The following is a 17,062-nucleotide window of genomic DNA, read 5'->3' as shown; positions in this document are numbered from 1 at the left end:
GTCCATTCTCCCCCTTGTTAGTAGCTAAATTTAGTTGTCGGAGCCACTAGATTGCAGCACAATCTTGATCGCCTGAGACGAGGGCTGAAGTGTCCGCTCGCTGATATTGCATCCAAGCGTCTTAAAGGCTTCATGGTAGTCATCCAGCGGATACGAGTGGGTAATGATTTTTTTGGCGGGAATGATTTGCTGCTCAATCAGGTAATGCGCCGTGGAGAACGTGCCCAGAGAATCAATCGAACCGATGATTTTAAGGCTACGGTCAACTACCTCTTTCGGATTAAACGAGCTTATCCCATCTCTCAGCCCCACCAGCATCAAATACCCGCCGCTCGCAAGCTGGCTTAGTACCTCAGTGCCGACCACTCCTGTGGTGTCCACAATCATGTCCACCTGATTTTTTAACGGAGCCAGCTTATGAATGGCCGATTCCAGTGTGGCGTGCGCGGACCACCGTTCGGGGGCAATAGAATCCGCTATGGCGAGCCGTTCCTCCGAGATGTCAACAAGGCAACCAGTTACGCCTTTCGAAGCAAGAGCATAGCTGTACAGAATCCCGATCGGACCTGCGCCTATAATAACGGTTGTGAAGTTCGGCAGCAGGTTAATCTGGTTGATTCCGGTCAGCATACAGCTCAGCGGCTCGGTCAGCGTCGCTTCTTCGTAGCTGATATGGTCCTTCAACTTGTACAAAAAACGGTCCTCAGTCACATAATAATCGGTGAACGTACCGTCTGCGCTGACTCCGGTCTCTGTTACGGATTTGTGTGTGCAATGATTTTGTCTTCCTGTCCGGCACATTTCGCATTGGCCGCAGTAGTAAGTTGGATCAATCACCACTCGGTCTCCAGGCTGCAGTGAACTGACAGCTGGTCCTACAGCGATCACATCCCCCGCTGATTCGTGCCCCAAAATCGTAGAAGGCACGGCATGATATTTGCCACTGATGATACCTAGATCCGTACCGCATACGCCAGTCGCCCGAATCCGGACGAGTACATCGTTATCTTTTTTTATCTCCGGGATAGGTCTTTCCTCAAGTGCGACATCCCAAGCTGATTTATATACAAGTGCGAGCATGTATAATTCCTCCTTTTGCTTATTGAGCAGATCGTTAGTGAAGGGTAGCAAGAACGGCGTCAAGCCGTTTAACAATTTCGGCAATCTCATCTTCGGTAGCCGTGAGGGAAGGTCTGACTTTGACCACATTCCCATAACCGTAACGGGAACCTCTCAGAATTAATTGTTGTTCCTCAAATGCGCGATCGATAATCCCGTTGCTTTTCACTGCATCCGGGGCATCGTCCTCGTCTACAATTTCCAGTCCCCACATCAGTCCGACGCCACGAGCCTCACCAATGCAATCATACTTGTCGGCCATCTCCGTCAGTAGGGATCCGAGCAGGCTTCCTTTGGACCGGACGGCTTCCAGAAAACCGGGCTCGGTTACAACCTCCAATGTGGATTTGGCTGCCGTGACCGAGATCAGATTGCTGCCCGAAGTAAAGGAATGTTCGTGCTTCTCCAGGACATCGAGACGAGACTGCATCAATACCGCCGCAACCGGGACTCCAATACCACCCAGACCCTTAGCGAGAGTAATAATATCCGGTTGGATGTCAAACAGTTCACTTGCGAACATGTAACCTGTCCGCCCGATTCCGGTCTGCACTTCGTCTGCAATCAGAATCATCCCATGCTCGTCGCATAGCTGACGGAGGCGCTTGAAATATCCTGCAGGCGGGATGATATTACCTCCGTTGCCCAGAATGGGTTCAATAATCATGCAGGCCACAGACCCTGAGCTTCCATACTCAATGGCGTCCGATATAGCGTCAATACAATGATGACCACACTTGTCTGGTGAAGAATTAAAAGGACAGCGATAACAGTAGGGGGCAGGCACATGCAGAGAATTTGCTGCAACTGAGTTAGGGAAATTCTTGCGACGAAAGGCATTACCGGAAATGCCTGTTGCAAACTGGGTTTGTCCATGATGTGACAGATGCAGACTGATGATATCGGTTGCTCCGGTGTATTTTTGGGCCAGCTTCACAGCACATTCGTTCGCTGTGGAGCCGGTAATATCTCTCATCCATCCGGCGTCTATGCCGTTCGGGGCATACTGGATTAGATGATCTAGGACTTCTTCGACATAAGGCTCTGTAAAAGTAGAAGACATGTGTGCAAGATTGCCGACTTGCTCCTGTACTTTGCTTACGACATGAGGGTGGTTATAACCGAGCGACAAGTTGAAGGTGCCGGATACGCCATCCAAATACTCCTTACCCGAATCGTCAATTAGAGTAATGCCTTTACCATATCTGAAACGTTCTTTGGTCAACGTATGCACGATATTTCCCCTCCATATCAGAATATACATTCTTATTAAGTCATCTTTATAAAGTCTACCACCCTATCAGAGCATATCGAGGCTGAACTCACCTCCCCAAAATAAGAAATCCACCTTCCTTGCCCTCATGGACAAGGGAGCATAATCCGGTGCTTCTGCGATAGGCCTCACCTCCCCTAAGAACTAAAACAATATCATCCTTCCTTGCCCTGATGGGCAAGAGAGTCAACGACTCGGCTGCCCCGATCATTCCACAGATGCGTGAGAATAAGTGCCAGCAGCAAAATCAGAGTAAACCCTCCTAAAATCCAGAGGCTAGCCGCCACTGGCCATTCGCTCATGCTCCAGCCAATTACATATTGAAGCACCGAGCCGCCAATTCCGCCCGACGCAATCAGAATGCTGGTCGTCCGCTCGGTCATTCCTGGAATCAGCACGTTGGCATAGACAAGCGCGATACAGAAGAGTCCAGACATGAATAGACCTGCACCGAAAATTATAAGGTATGTAGCCCATTGGCTGGATATAAACACCATGGCAACTAGGAAACAGAAAGTACCGATTGCACTCCATAGCAGGTAAGGAATATATCCTGCTGACTCTGCAATCCTTCCTGAGAACATACGACCAATGATCATTGCAATCCAAAGCACGCTGACACCCAGCGAGGCTACGGATCCTTGAAGATGTAGCGTCTCTGTCAGAATAGAAGGTAGGAAGTTCATGAGCCCCAGTTCAAGACCCATATAAACAAAGAAGAATATAATGAAGATTCCTAGCAATACACGATGCTGTCCAGAGTAACGGGCTTGTTCAACTGAACGTTCAGTAGTTCGGATGTCTGCTTGGGTAAGGTGAGAGGAGGCGGATGTAGGCATGGTAAGCCACAACAGCGCTAAGACAAAAGTGAGAAGGGAGATGGTGTAAAAGGTTAGATTCCACATTCCAAGCCAGATATACAGGCTAACGATCGCCGGAATAAGCAGTGCACCAAGTGCAAAATAGACATCCAGCTTAGACATGGCCACGGCTTTTTGCTCCTCCGTGAACTCAATGGTAAACGCTCCGATGGACGATTCAATGATGCCTGAGCCGAAACCAACCCAGATGGCCATTGCGATGACCCAATTCCATGAGGGTAGTACACCCAAGATAATGCACGCTGCCACGATACTACCCAGGGCTATGGATAACATGGACTTGCGACCCAGATGCAGAGCCATGAAGGGGGTGAGCAGAACACCGACAAGAAATCCGAAAAACTGCAGGAACAGCAGTAATCCACCATCGCTGTACCCCCGTCCATAGTGAGATAGTAAAGTCGGCAGTAATGCCCCAAGCACCACACTGGTGACGCCGATTAACAGATAGAAAGCACAACTTAAAGCGAATAGTCTCTTCAAGGCCTGTCCCTCCAGTAGGTCATATTTTTTATATGAGTATTTTTTTTACTAGAATATACCATCACATTGGAAATGTATATATATTTTTATATAGAAAATGTAAAAAATTAATTTGACAATTTTACACGTATTTAACTTCAATTATGTTTAATCCAGTTAAGGTGAAACCTTTATCTAAAGAAACTGCAAGCGGCAGGAGGGAATAAGATCAGTCCAAATTGTTCTCGAACGCCAAACGGCTCATAATTAAGTCATAACTTTGAGTTTGCAATAATGTTAGTAAGGATACCTAGTAAAGATGCCTAACAGTTGCTTTACTTCATAGCAACTATGATTGATAGGGTAGAAAAACGAATGTTAAACGCTTACAATTCAAAAGGGAGAGGGAATTTTATTCGCTAGTTGAGAAGGAGAAGCATGAAGAAGGGAAGAAAGGAATGCAGTGCAGCATAATTATCATTAGTCATGTGCACGGCTTTTTGAACTTTACTGCAAAAGGAGTCTACCAAAATGAATTTTTATTTAGAAATCCCGGAGCTTGACCGACATTTTCCTTTCCGGAGTTTTATTAATAAAGGCGACGTGCTTTGCTATCCTCATTGGCATAAAGAAATTGAAATTATTTATGTGACCCAGGGAACCTTGGATCTGGGAATTAACGATATTTCGATACGCATGAAACAAGGTGAAGTTCAGTTTATAAATGGGGGTGATGTTCATTATTTCTTGGCCTCTCCCGACAGCGAACGGGTGGTTATTCAATTTGATCTGAGCTTTTTTCAAGAGGTTTCCACATTAAGTGATCAGAAACGCCCTCTAAGATATATATTTACGGAGATGGAGCAATCAAGCTGGAACTGGCCAGAAGAAACAGCAGCTAAAATGCTTCCTCTGATTCAAAGCATTTATGATGAGAACGTCAACCGACACGAAGGCCATGCTTATATGATCAAAGCCAAGGTGTTTGAGATGTTGACTCTTATTATGCGTGAAGTGCCGAGAAGCATAACCCCAAGGCTTCCTGAACTCTCAGAAAGAACCTTAACACAATCCAAGGACACTCTTTATAAACTGGAACGTATTTTTGAGTATGTGGAATGTCATTATCATGAAACCATCTCGCTGAAGAATGTCGCTGATTATATGGGGTTCAGTCCTTATTATTTCGCCAGGCTGTTTAAGAAGAATACGGGGATGACCTTTGTAGCATTTTTGAATGATTACAGACTAAATAAGGCAAAATGGATCTTGTTGAATGAAAACAATCCGATTACTGAGGTCGCAGAGGCGGCAGGGTTCAGTAGTGTAAAGACGTTTCATCATCTCTTTAAGGAAGCGACAGGAACATCACCATTGAAATACCGCAGGACAATATTCGGGAATAAAACAGCAAGAAATGAGGAGGAAAGCTTTTCATGAGATTTGTATGATAGAGCTATCCGACGAAGTTAAGGGTGAGTTACGAGGACATTAAAATTTATTGACATGAGCACCCACTTGATAGGCGGTGGGCTTAAATCAGGAGTGGAGGAAGATGAAAATGGACAATCGTATATACAATGTAGTCATCATCGGTTATGGAGGCATGGGAAGCTACCATGTTCAATTGATCGAATCTAATCAGCAACTTGCCGTTGGCGGTGTATATGATATTGTCGATTACCGGATGGAACTGGCTGCGGCTGCCGGCTATAAAACCTACGCGAGCCTGGACGCCGTTCTGGCCGATGAGGCCGTCGATATTGTTTTGATAGCAACACCTAATGATGTTCATAAGGAAATCGCGATCCAGGCGCTACAAGCCGGAAAGCATGTCATCTGCGAAAAACCGGTTACGATAACGAGCGCGGATTTCTTGGATATTGTTGAGGTGGCAAAGAAAGAAAATCGTGTGTTTACGGTACATCAGAACCGTCGATGGGATGAAGACTTCCGAATTATCAAAGATATAATTGGCAATAAGACCGTGGGCGAGCTCTTCCAGCTGGAATCGCGAGTTCAGGGAGCTAATGGCATTCCAGGTGACTGGCGGCAACTAAAGGCGTATGGAGGAGGAATGCTACTGGATTGGGGAGTACATCTGTTGGACCAGCTGCTTCAGATTACGGACAGCAAAATAGAAAGCGTAGCTGCTACCCTAAGCTATATTTTGGGGACTGAAGTGGATGACGGCTTTGCCAGCTTTATTGAGTTCAAGGACGGCCTGACAGCAGTCATTGAAGTGGGTACAACCAATTACGTAAAGCTGCCACGCTGGTATATTAAAGGAACCGAAGGAACCGCAGTGATTCGAGATTGGGATTTGAGCGGAGAGATCGTCACCCGAAATCCCGATGTTGCTCACGTGGAACCCAAGCCGATTCAAGCAGGTCAAGGATTGACGAAAACGATGGCGCCGCCGTCTGAGGAATCCACCCTTAAGTTCCCGATTGAGAAAATACCTGCTGCTGCAGAAAGCTTTTATGAGAACTTTGTCTCCACCATCGAAGGAAAAGCGGAGATTGCGATCAAAAATGAAGAAGTACACCGTGTATTGGTGCTAATTGAAACGATTTTTGAGGCGGCAGCAACCAAAAGCGTGATTCGAAGAACTATTTAGATTTGCTCTATTTTTCGATCCATCATAAGAGAGATATATAGGAACCTGGAGAGAACCAAACAGATTTATTCAATGAAATTTTGGGATGCATTTAAGTAATCAGTAAACCTTTGAAATGGTGAGCAAAATAGTTTTGCCCACCATAAAACTCAAGCGGGTATCGCTCCACAACCGAATTCTATGGCTTGATCATTTTTAAGTTGCTTTTTACATAAAAATTAAATCCGCTATTTCCTCCTTATAAATCAACACATTTCACTCTAAATCTTCCATGAAAACATAAAATAATCCATGAAAGAGCTAGAATAATCAGTATTAAGGGAATGACATTCCTAGGAGTGTCGGTGATTTGGGGTTTTAAAAACACACTCATAAACATATGGGTGTGTTTTTTGGTGTTGAGAATGAGTCGTTCATGCATTAACAGAATTTTATCATGATTAAGTAATTCGCCAAATCACTCATCATTGATTGAAAGTAGCCCAGATAACAATATGATGTAACATTTTCCACAGCTTATTACATTAATGTAGACACCTTAACGTACTTAAGAGTATTCTTATGTGTACTTAAGAGGGACCTCATCGCAACCAAAACCAATGAATATGTAAGTATATAAAGGAGGCCCATATATATGAAGTCTCATACCTCTGAGCGTATTAAATTCCCGCCAGGATTGTGGGCAGGATTATGTCAGTTAGGGTTTGGCGCCCACGACGTAGCACGCAAAGCACGACTGCCGATCACCATTATTACTGAACCAGTAGTCACCACCGCCCAATATTTCGCGATCTGGCAGGCATATTCTGATCTCATTGGTGACACAGCCCAAGGAATCATCAGGCTTGTGACCGTCTTTGATACAGCAAAGTACCCACCGACTGTCTTAGCGACTTACCACGCTCGGGACTATCGCGACGCTCTAAACCGAATGGCTCGGTACAAACAACTGTGTCCCCCGGAAAACCTACATATCACGGAGGAGGGCGAGCACTGTACAATTGATCTGGAGTGGCTATCTCCCGAGCAGTCTGGTCCGCCGATGCTGGTTGGTAGCACGCTGGCTTGTCTTCTGGAGATTGGGCGCCGGGGCACAGGTCAACCTTTGAAAGCGCAGCTTGTTGAATTTTCGCACTACATGGGCGATATACAAGCCCTTGAAGCTTATTTCGGCTGTCGTATCCGGATTGGTGCAAAATGTAACCGATTGACGCTACATCGAAGAGACCTGGACCGCCCCTTTGTCTCGTACAACGAAGAGTTGCTGGAAATCTTGACTCCTGTTCTGGACCGATCGTTGGATGAACAGCAGCGCAGCCGTTCAATTACCGAGATGGTCAAATGGATCATGAAACGCAGCCTTACAAGAGGGCGCCCCGACATTCAGGCTGTGGCGAAGGAGCTCAGTATGAGCGATCGTACCTTGCAGCGCCGTCTTACTGACGAAAATACGAGCTTCAAGATTCTATTGACAAAAGCTAGACATGAGCAGGCACGAGAGTACTTGGCAGACCCCTCGCTCGATATTAAAGAGGTAGCATTCCTGATTGGGTACGAAGATCAAAACTCGTTTTACCGCGCCTTCCGCCAATGGGAGGGGGATACGCCTTCAAATTGGCGGACTGAACATTTAGGTACAAACTCGATATCAGGAGCACGCTAGGACTGCCTAATGAGTTTTGTCATTTGGCGTGTTAAACAAGAACTTTGGCGCAATATGCTAGTTACTGGACATTCCAGACAAGATAATATAATCACTATCCGGAGCACAATTGTTTTAAAAAAGGAGAAGTGTATTATGGATATGGGATTAAAATATAAAACAGCTTTAGTTACAGGATCAACGAAAGGCATAGGTAAAGCAATTGCCATTGAACTAGCCAAAGAAGGTGTTAATGTACTAATTAATGGACGAAATTATGAAGAGGTAGAACGAACTGTAAATGAAATTAAGTCAGATTTCCCAGCTACCTCCCCTCAAAATGCTACAGCCGATATTGTGGATATTGGACAAAGAGAAGCCTTATTTGAAAAATGCCCCGAAATTGATATTTTAGTTAACAATATGGGTATTTATGAAATTATGCAATATGTGGACGTAGACGATGAAGTATGGGAAAAATACTTCCGCACTAACGTTCTTGCTGCAAATGGATTATCAAAATTTTATTTACCTAAAATGTTGAAAAATGATTATGGTCGCCTTATTTTTATTGCGAGTGAAGAAGCAATTATGCCTTCAGGACAAATGCCTCAGTATGGTATGACAAAATCTATGTTGTTGTCATTGTCAAAAAGCTTATCTAAATTAACAATAGGAACAGAAGTTACAGTCAATACGATCATGCCGGGACCAACGCTCTCTGAGAATGTGCACCAAATAATTGAGAGTATGTATCCTCATGAAGATATGACTTTTTCAGAAAAAGAGAAAGATTTTATGGTTACAAACCTGCCTCAATCTGAAATACAGCGATTTATCAAGCCTATTGAAATAGGAAGACTAGCTACATTTGTATGTAGCCCTTATGCATCTGCATTTAAAGGTTCTCCAATCCGTATGGATGGAGGAATGGTACCGACTATTTTTTAGCGTTTGTGGAGAAACTTGCTGAAATTACGCTGACATTGCGGAACATTATGATAAGATGAAGTCAAATTTCACTCGAGGGTAGGATGAGGATCATGAACCATTTTGCTATGTATGGAAAGTTGATGGCACTTCCAGGGCAAAGGGATGCTCTTGCAGGCATCTTGCTAGAAGCGGCCGATCTGTTGAAGTCGAATACTGACTGCTATTTGTATATAGTCAATGTGTCAGACGACGACCCGAATGCGGTGTATGTGACCGAAGTGTGGAAAGATGCAGATGCTCATGCAGCCAGTCTTAAGAACGAAGAGGTACTGGCGTCGATACAACGCGGCCGACCGTTGATTGTCGGAGCGGAGCCTATTAAACTGCGTGCCCTAGGCGGAAAAGGCCTGTAGGGTTATCACTCAATAACGAGTATTCTAATCACATTAATGAAAATTATTGTTGCATATTACGCTGAAGGAGTTCAAGCAGCTAAGTTATGTTTTTAGATATTTAAAGGTCGGAGGCTACATTCGATGTGCAATCCCAGATGGTTACTTTCCGGATGAATGGTATCAAAATATAGTCAAAATCGGAGGACCTGGGAAAACGCTTTTGTAACAAGTGAAAGGTCAGCAGATAAAATTGGCCTTGGTATAATAAGGGTAATTCACTAAGGAGAGATTTTATTGTCTAGAGCTGTTCTTTACTAATCCAATTCCATAAAAAGGGGTTTTCATGTACTTACTATTTCTCTGCCCAATTTTTGTATTACGGGTGGGATTTGAAAGCTTCGGAATTAGTTAAGAACAACGGATATTACCAGATCCTTAGGGATACCTGTTATAATGAGTCCAATCCGTGTTGTTTCAGCGCGGATTTTTTTGTGGCCCAAATAGCAGTTGATATGAGGGTAGGAATGACGTATGTTCATTCCTACCCTTTTCCAATTTTTAGCAAAGTGGGATAGAAGGGAATTACTTCAATTGGATCAAATACAACCAGATTTCTTGAATGAAAGATTCAATCTAAGTAAATAGAAAGGTGGACAATATATGAACTTCAAACGAATCGGCTCTTATTAAAAACACTTGATCTTAATTTAATCGAAGCAGCAGCCCGACGTGATATAGGTGCTATTGAAGCTTTGGGTTATAAAACCAGTGATGAATGGCCGGGGCCTGATAAAAATAATGGCACTAGAGGTTTTGATTCTTGGATCATTGTAGATAAGGATAACCAAGAAATTGTTGGAGGGATTGATTTTTTAGGAGATCCTGACCAGAACGGTATGATTGAGATCGGTTTTGCAACGAATGAAAGCCATCGCCGCAAAGGCTATTGCTATGAAGTCGCTCAAAAAATAATAGAGTGGTCATTAAATCATGAAGAAGTCCAAATCATAACGGCAAGATGCGTACCTGACAATATCAGCTCTAAGAATTTGTTATTGAAGTTAGGATTTCAAATTTGTCACAAGGATGAAGAATTGCTTTATTGGAAATATCAAATGAAGAAAGTAGGAGGGGTTTAGCAGAAAAGAATGCGAATACTGGAGGGTGAAGTTCGCTAAAGTAACTGAGAACGATAGTTCAACGCTATTTTCTCATTAATATCATCATTTTCTTTTGAAATGCCGATATAAAATTGAGTCTAGAGAACTATTTTATACATAAATTTTACCTAAAGGAAGTGGAAAGAGATGTTGAAAAAGAAATGGCTTATCGCCCCGTTGGTTGCGACGACACTGTTTTTCGGTCAATCTGCCTTCGCGGCAAACACGTTTTCTGATGTGGAAGGAACAAAATATGAATGGGCTGCCGAATCAATTCGTTCCATGGTCGATAAGGGCATTGTCAAGGGCTATGAAGATGGGACCTTCAAGCCAAGCAAAACCATAACGAAAGCGGAATTTGTACATATGTTTCACAAGCTTTTTCTAGAAATTGATCGTTCTTCCGGCGAATCTTCCGATTTTGTGGATGCGCGTAAACACTGGGCGAATAAAGATTTTGCAGCAATATTCAACGGGGACTATGTTTGGCCGTATGCTGAAAGTGTTGGGGGGAAATATCCAAACTATCAATTCTATGTCAAGCCTGACAAACCACTGACCCGCTGGGATGTGATGATGATTGCCTCTCTTCGGACGAATTATACCAATCAGACGCTTCATCCTGAGATTGAGGAAGTGATCTCAGCAGCTGCGCAGTACAAGGATATGAAAGTTCGTCAAGCCAATTACAATGATAATTTCTCGACCTACTATCCGGTGCTGTACATCGACAAGACTGGAGAAGAGTACTCCTATGATGGAGATTCCCAGGATCAAAAGGCAGAAGCATTCTACACCCTAACCAAGATGGGGGTCCTTACCGCTAATGAAGGATACCTTCACCCAAAAGCGCTAGTCACACGGGCTGAAGCTGTTACCATTTTACAGCGTTTGTACGAGGCCACAACGAAGTGATTTTTAGATCAATGATGATCAGATAAAAGCAAAAAAAGATTCAACAAATGGCTTAATTTACACCTCAAAGGGTAGTGCTGTTAGGTTTTGATAAGCCGAATTCAGAAAATAAACAAATCTAAAAGTATGTTGATGAATATGTGGGAAAATTGAGATTTCAAACCGCTGATCTGAACAAATCTGAACTGAATATCTACCTGCAAGAGGCTTGTCATTTTCGGACAGATGTTCAGTTTGACGCTGTGTTCTCCAATGCACCTTGCACTGGATCAAGGATGCTCTTGGATGTCACATCTGCTTACAAAGAGTCCATCTACCCGCTATTGAGGCAAAGGTTAAGCCAAATCTTAACCAAGGAGGTCTGTGGATGATCGACACTACTCGCTTGCGCATTGTAGTCATTAAGGAAACTACATAAGGAGATAAACGGCTTTGCAGTTTTCTACTTATTTAGCTACGTATCTATGACGATGCCTAAACGTCGATTACTGTCGAAGGACAATAACTATGTATATGAAGTCGCCAAATTGGCGGCTTTTTTATTTTAACGACAGATGCCAGTTATTAGCTTTCACGAAAAAAGCATCCGCAGTTTCGCGCGGAATGACTGCAACGCATTACAAGTTGGTTGCCAAGCAAGAAATATAATTCACAATCTATTACTTGCGTTTATAAAATATATGTATTATATATCACTGTACTTTAATTCATTTTAATGTTTATATTAAATTAATAGCCTTAATCTATATTTTACTACACTCATCTATGATGCTGAAGTTTCTAAGTATCAAGTCTGAACTTCCAGCACACTCCAGTTTTTTTACACTTCCCAGACTACAAACACACTTTTATTTCTAACTACATCTTGAAACTCAAAAACGATTCACTTTTACATGTCGATTACTGTTTTGCTGTATCTATCTTAAATACATAGGAATGTGAACATCTGAACCCCCAAAAACATTTTTGTTTTACCGCCTTTTATGTTGAGGAAAGGGGTTAGACATGAGTAGCATGACTTTGCTTTTTTCGGGACAAGGGTCTCAGTATGTCGGGATGGGAGCGGCATGGCAAGGAGGTTTTTCAGAGGCAGATCTCATCTTTGAAGAAGCTGCTGACATTTTGGGATATGATTTGAAAACTTTATGTATGGAAGGACCCATCTCTCAATTATCAAGAACATCCTACACCCAGCCTGCACTACTCACGATCAGTGTAATCGCATTCAGACGTTACATGCACGATGTTGGGATTATTCCCGAATTTTCGGCAGGGCATAGTTTGGGTGAGTATTCTGCATTGGTAAGCAGCGGAGTCTTGTCGTTTGGCGATGCTTTGCGGGTGGTACAAGAACGGGGGCGCTTTATGGAAGAAGCCTCAGAGGCCGGAGTGGGTTGCATGATTGCTGTTCGGGGAGCTAATTTAAAGCTGTTAGAAGATCTGTGCGATCACTATGCAGTAACCAGTCATCCTATTACCATCGCTTGTTATAACTCTACTTATCAATACGTCGTTTCTGGTCATCATGACTCTGTTGCTACGGTGGCAGGACAATTAGAGCAACGTGGGTTCCAAATTACCCGTTTGCAGGTAAGCGGCCCTTTTCACAGCCCGCTTATGCAGCATGCTGCTGATCGATTAGCATTGGAACTGCAAAAATATACGTTTCATGAACCGCTGTGGCCTGTCATTTCTAATGTTACAGCAATGCCATATACGGATGCCAACAGCATTCATCAAGGTTTGCATTTGCAAATGATCCATCCAGTGCGTTGGATACAAACGATGCAGTATATGGAGAAACATGGGGTGAAGCAGGGAATTGAATTAGGACCGCGAACGGTGCTGAAAAACTTGGCGAAGGAAACCAACATCGCTTTTGAAGTTCTTTCCTTGGACAGAGACTTGGATCGGATTGAACTGGAACGTCGTTTTTCGCTCCGTGATTGGTTGGTCAAACCACTGGCGGTGGCGGTGTCTACACCCAATGCCAATTGGAATGAGGATGAGTATCATAATGGGGTTATTTTACCTATTCGCAGGTTGGAGGAGTTACTCAAAAGCATAGAATCGGGCAGATCTTCGTCTGCTTATAAACTAAGACGCGAAGCGCTGGAGTGTATTCGCCTGATATTGCAAACCAAACAAGTATCTGCAGGAGAACAGGAGCAAGTTTTAGACCTTTTGAGGAGGGATCAGGATGGAACAGTTTCAAACTTTAATTGAAATCATTCAGGACCGAGCCAGTATAGCTGAAAATGGGATTATTTTCATTTCAGGTGATACACAGGAGGAGTATGTAAGCTACAGTCAGCTTCTGGAGCAAGCACTGCAGGTGCTTCATCAATTGCAGGAAAAAGGAGTACAGCCTGGTAATAAGCTAATTATGCAAATTGAAGACAATCATACCTTTGTGAATGTGTTTTGGGGCTGTCTGCTCGGGGGAATCGTCCCCGTACCTGTAAGTATCGGAAATAATGATGAACATAAAATGAAGCTGTTTAAAATCTGGAGTACCCTTACTTGTCCTTACATGATTGCGGATCATAAAGTATTAGAGCAGCTAGAAAAGTATTCTCACCAGCATGAGATGCTGGATTTCTTTGATTCTGTAAAAAAAGCGACCTTTTCTAGTCATGATTTTAATTATTCCGATCAGAACAAAGGGACCATACATGAATCCAGACCGGAGGATTTGGCGTTTATTCAATTTTCCTCTGGTTCGACAGGTGATCCCAAGGGAGTCATGCTGACGCATGAGAATCTCGTATACAATATTCGGGATATCGCCAGTCAAACGGGAATGACTTCAAGTGACGCGTATCTAGGCTGGATGCCGCTCACACATGATTTGGGATTGATCGCTTTCCATTTAACCTGTGTCATTGCTCATGCTAAGCAGCTTATTATGCCGACAGCACTTTTTATAAGACGTCCGTCTTTATGGCTAAAAAAGGTGTCGGAACATAAGGTGACTCAAATCTGCTCTCCTAACTTTGGCTTTAAATTTTTCCTGGATCAATATAAATCTAAAACGGCGGATAACTGGGATTTGTCAAGTGTTCGCATGATTTTAAATGGGGCTGAGCCCATATCGGTGGAGCTTTGCCATGTGTTTATGGAAGCCATGAGTGCACATGGATTAAAAAAAAATATCATGTATCCTGTATACGGCTTGGCAGAGGCAAGCGTAGGTGTTTCTACTCCACCTTTGGATAAAGATAATTTTGTTACTATTCATTTAAATCGGCAGCAACTGCATGTAGGTGAACCTATAGAAGAAGTAGATTCATCCGATAAACGTTGTCTTACATTTGCGGATTTGGGCTACCCCATGGCCAGCACCTCTGTTCGTATTTGTGATGAGCAAAATCAGGTGCTAAAGGATGATGTAATCGGATACACCCAAATTAGCGGCAAAAATGTGACTGCCGGGTACTATAACAATCCCGAGGCTACCGCAAAGGTCAAGACAGAAGATGGCTGGCTCATTACCGGAGATTTGGGTTTTATGAGAAACGGACGATTGGTGATTACAGGCAGAGCCAAGGATATTATTTTCGTGAACGGCCAGAACATTTATCCGCATGATATCGAAAGGATTGCGGAGGAACTGGACGGGGTGGATCTTGGATCTAGGGAAAGTAGCCGTCTGCGGTGTACATGATGCACAAACTAGACAGGATCGTATTGTTGTTTTTGTGATGCACACGAAAAAAATAGAGTTATTTTTGCCACTAGTCCAAAGGCTGAAAAGCCATTTGAATTATCGGGGAGGATGGCATATTCAAGATGTAGTTCCAATCCGCCGTATTCCCAAAACTACTAGTGGAAAGGTTCAGCGCTACAAGCTGGCTCAGAGCTACGAGCAGGGAGAATTTGATGTAGTTTTGGCATCCCTGACCGAGGCCGCTCGAAATATACAGGAAGCCAACTATGCCCCTGTGCCTCAGGGTGAAATCGAGCAAAAACTGATTGGGATTTGCCAAGCTATTTTAAATGTACAATCAATTGGGAAGGAAGACAGCTACTTTGATATCGGCGTAACTTCCTTACAACTCGTTCAGATCGTGGACCAATTAGAGGAACAACTCGGGATTCATATTGAGGTAACGGACTTCTTCTCTTATCCGACTATCGCCAAGCTAGCTGGATATATATCCAGTCAGAATTTAGGTCATAAGGTGATTACAGCACCGCAACTGGGATCCAAAGAGGAGTCGGAGGACCGGGATATCGCCATCATCGGTATGTCAGGTAAGTTTCCTCAAGCGGAAACATTGGAGCAGTTTTGGACGAATGTGGCATCAGGCGTTGACAATATCGGCCCGTACAGCGACGAAAGAAGAAAAGATGCCGAAGATTTCATTTCCCGTCTGAATACGGAAGGAAGGAATACGCAAATCGCAGAAGGCGGTTATCTGGATGAAGTAGACAAGTTTGATTACTCCTTCTTTAAGTTGACTCCACGGGAAGCCTCACTCATGGATCCGAATCAACGTTTATTTCTACAAACAGCCTGGAGTACGATTGAGGATGCGGGGTATGGAGGGAAGCAGCTGGCTGGCAAAAAGGTCGGTGTGTATGTCGGTTTTTCCAAAACCAGCTTTGAATATGAGCGTTTGTTGTCCGAGGTGGAACCAGGCGCGCTGCCGAACTTTGCCATTGGTAATTTATCGTCCATTATTTCCAGCCGGATTGCGTATTTGCTTGATTTAAAAGGCCCAGCACTGACCATTGATACGGCATGCTCCTCGTCACTCGTGGCGATACATCTGGCGTGTAAGTCGATTTTGAATGGAGACTAACGAGATGGCTTTGGCAGCAGAGTTAAATAGTTACTTTACCGATGAGCAGATACCCATAAAAATTGTTCACTTTGGCTCACTATTTCGCTTCGTACTCAAGGGTGATCTGGAGCTTTTCTTCTATCACATGCTGGAAAAGGGTATTTACATCTGGGAAGGGCGGAACTGCTTCTTGTCAACCGCTCATACGGAGGAAGATATTGCGTTGATCATACAAGCTGTCAAGGACAGTGTAGATGAACTGCGTAAAGGGGTCTTCTTGCCCGATCTGACCCCAAACGGGAAAGGCCCAGGTACAGGTAAGCAAAGATTGCCTATATCCGACCCTTCAGAAGCATCGACAAGGGACGCGGATGAAATGGTCATCCCACTAACCCCGGATCAAAAGCAGTTCTGGTTCGCTTAATGCCAAGAAACGAAGTGACTCCCGTTCTGACACGCGAACACATTAATGTGAGACGTTAAGGTGAGACGTTAAGCAAACTGTCCAATCCCGCATTTATTTTGCTGAAAAATCGGGTAAAGTGCACCTTGGCGTCTTTACGCTCCAAGTTTGATAAAATGTCAGGTTCTATTCTTTGGACTTGACATTTTTAGTAGTACACCCAGTATGGGCATCAGTTATGTCATCGAATTCAATTGTCATAAATTGACGCATGTCAATGAGTAAACGAAAATATTTGGTTTTTTTGGGATCATTACTGGAAAAAACTATATCCTGCATAATAAGTTAGATAAGCGAATTTAGCCATTGATGGTTTAATAAAACAAATTAGATCCTCGCTTTACCAGATGGATAATTATATTTTATTAGTATGAGGATGGTTTCTTTATACAGTGGACCGTTCATATTT

Annotated in this window: 14 protein-coding genes; 11 read left to right on the top strand and 3 right to left on the bottom strand. The window is 43.5% G+C overall.

Features of this window, described 5'->3' with window-relative positions; all coding sequences use genetic code 11:
• Nucleotides 1-30: 30 nt before the first annotated feature.
• The 3 genes from gutB1 to ACWA2B_RS25320 form a co-directional block, all read right to left on the bottom strand.
• A complete protein-coding gene (gene gutB1, locus ACWA2B_RS25330; RefSeq protein ID WP_029518481.1) occupies nucleotides 31-1,080 on the bottom strand; it encodes a 2-amino-2-deoxy-D-mannitol dehydrogenase GutB1 in 1,050 nt (349 codons plus the stop codon).
• A 34-nt stretch (nucleotides 1,081-1,114) separates the two neighbouring features.
• Nucleotides 1,115-2,383 (bottom strand): aspartate aminotransferase family protein, encoded by a 1,269-nt coding sequence (locus ACWA2B_RS25325; RefSeq protein ID WP_238438022.1) that lies wholly within the window; start codon nucleotides 2,381-2,383, stop codon nucleotides 1,115-1,117.
• A 164-nt stretch (nucleotides 2,384-2,547) separates the two neighbouring features.
• Entirely contained in the window at nucleotides 2,548-3,756 is a 1,209-nt protein-coding gene (locus ACWA2B_RS25320) for an MFS transporter (protein ID WP_029518479.1), read from the bottom strand.
• A gap of 510 nt (nucleotides 3,757-4,266) precedes the next feature.
• Here ACWA2B_RS25320 and ACWA2B_RS25315 point away from each other — a divergent pair.
• The 11 genes from ACWA2B_RS25315 to ACWA2B_RS25265 all read left to right on the top strand — a co-directional run bounded on the left by ACWA2B_RS25315 (nucleotide 4,267) and on the right by ACWA2B_RS25265 (nucleotide 16,614).
• Nucleotides 4,267-5,175 (top strand): AraC family transcriptional regulator, encoded by a 909-nt coding sequence (locus tag ACWA2B_RS25315; protein ID WP_029518478.1) that lies wholly within the window; start codon nucleotides 4,267-4,269, stop codon nucleotides 5,173-5,175.
• Between the two features lie 115 nt (nucleotides 5,176-5,290).
• A complete protein-coding gene (locus ACWA2B_RS25310) occupies nucleotides 5,291-6,355 on the top strand; it encodes a Gfo/Idh/MocA family protein (RefSeq protein WP_039275006.1) in 1,065 nt (354 codons plus the stop codon).
• A gap of 634 nt (nucleotides 6,356-6,989) precedes the next feature.
• Nucleotides 6,990-8,018 carry a helix-turn-helix transcriptional regulator gene (locus tag ACWA2B_RS25305; protein ID WP_069011330.1) on the top strand — a complete coding sequence of 343 codons (1,029 nt, stop codon included), beginning with the start codon at nucleotides 6,990-6,992 and terminating at the stop codon, nucleotides 8,016-8,018.
• 135 nt (nucleotides 8,019-8,153) lie between these two features.
• Nucleotides 8,154-8,948, top strand: coding sequence for an SDR family NAD(P)-dependent oxidoreductase (locus ACWA2B_RS25300; RefSeq protein WP_069011331.1), 795 nt, complete (start codon nucleotides 8,154-8,156; stop codon nucleotides 8,946-8,948).
• Nucleotides 8,949-9,040: 92 nt separating this feature from the next.
• Nucleotides 9,041-9,343, top strand: a complete 303-nt coding sequence (locus ACWA2B_RS25295) for a putative quinol monooxygenase (RefSeq protein WP_029518474.1) — start codon at nucleotides 9,041-9,043, stop codon at nucleotides 9,341-9,343.
• 638 nt (nucleotides 9,344-9,981) lie between these two features.
• The gene (locus tag ACWA2B_RS25290) at nucleotides 9,982-10,464 is read left to right on the top strand and encodes a GNAT family N-acetyltransferase (RefSeq protein ID WP_449292781.1); all 483 of its coding nucleotides are present in this window, start codon (nucleotides 9,982-9,984) and stop codon (nucleotides 10,462-10,464) included.
• A 168-nt stretch (nucleotides 10,465-10,632) separates the two neighbouring features.
• Nucleotides 10,633-11,400, top strand: coding sequence for an S-layer homology domain-containing protein (locus ACWA2B_RS25285; protein WP_449292772.1), 768 nt, complete (start codon nucleotides 10,633-10,635; stop codon nucleotides 11,398-11,400).
• 1,005 nt (nucleotides 11,401-12,405) lie between these two features.
• The gene (gene fabD / locus ACWA2B_RS25280) at nucleotides 12,406-13,626 is read left to right on the top strand and encodes an ACP S-malonyltransferase (protein ID WP_318628383.1); all 1,221 of its coding nucleotides are present in this window, start codon (nucleotides 12,406-12,408) and stop codon (nucleotides 13,624-13,626) included.
• A complete protein-coding gene (locus tag ACWA2B_RS25275) occupies nucleotides 13,601-15,067 on the top strand; it encodes an AMP-binding protein (protein WP_449292771.1) in 1,467 nt (488 codons plus the stop codon). Before fabD ends, ACWA2B_RS25275 begins: the two co-directional genes overlap by 26 nt.
• Complete coding sequence (locus tag ACWA2B_RS25270; protein WP_318628385.1) at nucleotides 15,030-16,208, top strand: beta-ketoacyl synthase N-terminal-like domain-containing protein; 1,179 nt, start codon at nucleotides 15,030-15,032, stop codon at nucleotides 16,206-16,208. Before ACWA2B_RS25275 ends, ACWA2B_RS25270 begins: the two co-directional genes overlap by 38 nt.
• 4 nt (nucleotides 16,209-16,212) lie before the next feature.
• Nucleotides 16,213-16,614 carry a hypothetical protein gene (locus ACWA2B_RS25265; RefSeq protein WP_449292770.1) on the top strand — a complete coding sequence of 134 codons (402 nt, stop codon included), beginning with the start codon at nucleotides 16,213-16,215 and terminating at the stop codon, nucleotides 16,612-16,614.
• The last annotated feature ends 448 nt before the right edge of the window (nucleotides 16,615-17,062 follow it).

The organism is Paenibacillus sp. CMM36, from assembly GCF_053570945.1.
The sequence above is the reverse complement of the archived record's forward strand: the minus strand, read 5'-3'. Positions and strand labels throughout refer to the sequence as shown.

Bases quoted from the DNA above. Each gene is read 5' to 3' on its own strand.
- gutB1 (WP_029518481.1), bottom strand. From the start codon at position 1,080: ATGCTCGCACTTGTATATAAATCAGCTTGGGATGTCGCACTTGAGGAA.
- ACWA2B_RS25325 (WP_238438022.1), bottom strand. From the start codon at position 2,383: ATGTATATTCTGATATGGAGGGGAAATATCGTGCATACGTTGACCAAA.
- ACWA2B_RS25315 (WP_029518478.1), top strand. From the start codon at position 4,267: ATGAATTTTTATTTAGAAATCCCGGAGCTTGACCGACATTTTCCTTTC.
- ACWA2B_RS25310 (WP_039275006.1), top strand. From the start codon at position 5,291: ATGAAAATGGACAATCGTATATACAATGTAGTCATCATCGGTTATGGA.
- ACWA2B_RS25305 (WP_069011330.1), top strand. From the start codon at position 6,990: ATGAAGTCTCATACCTCTGAGCGTATTAAATTCCCGCCAGGATTGTGG.
- ACWA2B_RS25300 (WP_069011331.1), top strand. From the start codon at position 8,154: ATGGATATGGGATTAAAATATAAAACAGCTTTAGTTACAGGATCAACG.
- ACWA2B_RS25295 (WP_029518474.1), top strand. From the start codon at position 9,041: ATGAACCATTTTGCTATGTATGGAAAGTTGATGGCACTTCCAGGGCAA.
- ACWA2B_RS25285 (WP_449292772.1), top strand. From the start codon at position 10,633: ATGTTGAAAAAGAAATGGCTTATCGCCCCGTTGGTTGCGACGACACTG.
- fabD (WP_318628383.1), top strand. From the start codon at position 12,406: ATGAGTAGCATGACTTTGCTTTTTTCGGGACAAGGGTCTCAGTATGTC.
- ACWA2B_RS25275 (WP_449292771.1), top strand. From the start codon at position 13,601: ATGGAACAGTTTCAAACTTTAATTGAAATCATTCAGGACCGAGCCAGT.
- ACWA2B_RS25265 (WP_449292770.1), top strand. From the start codon at position 16,213: ATGGCTTTGGCAGCAGAGTTAAATAGTTACTTTACCGATGAGCAGATA.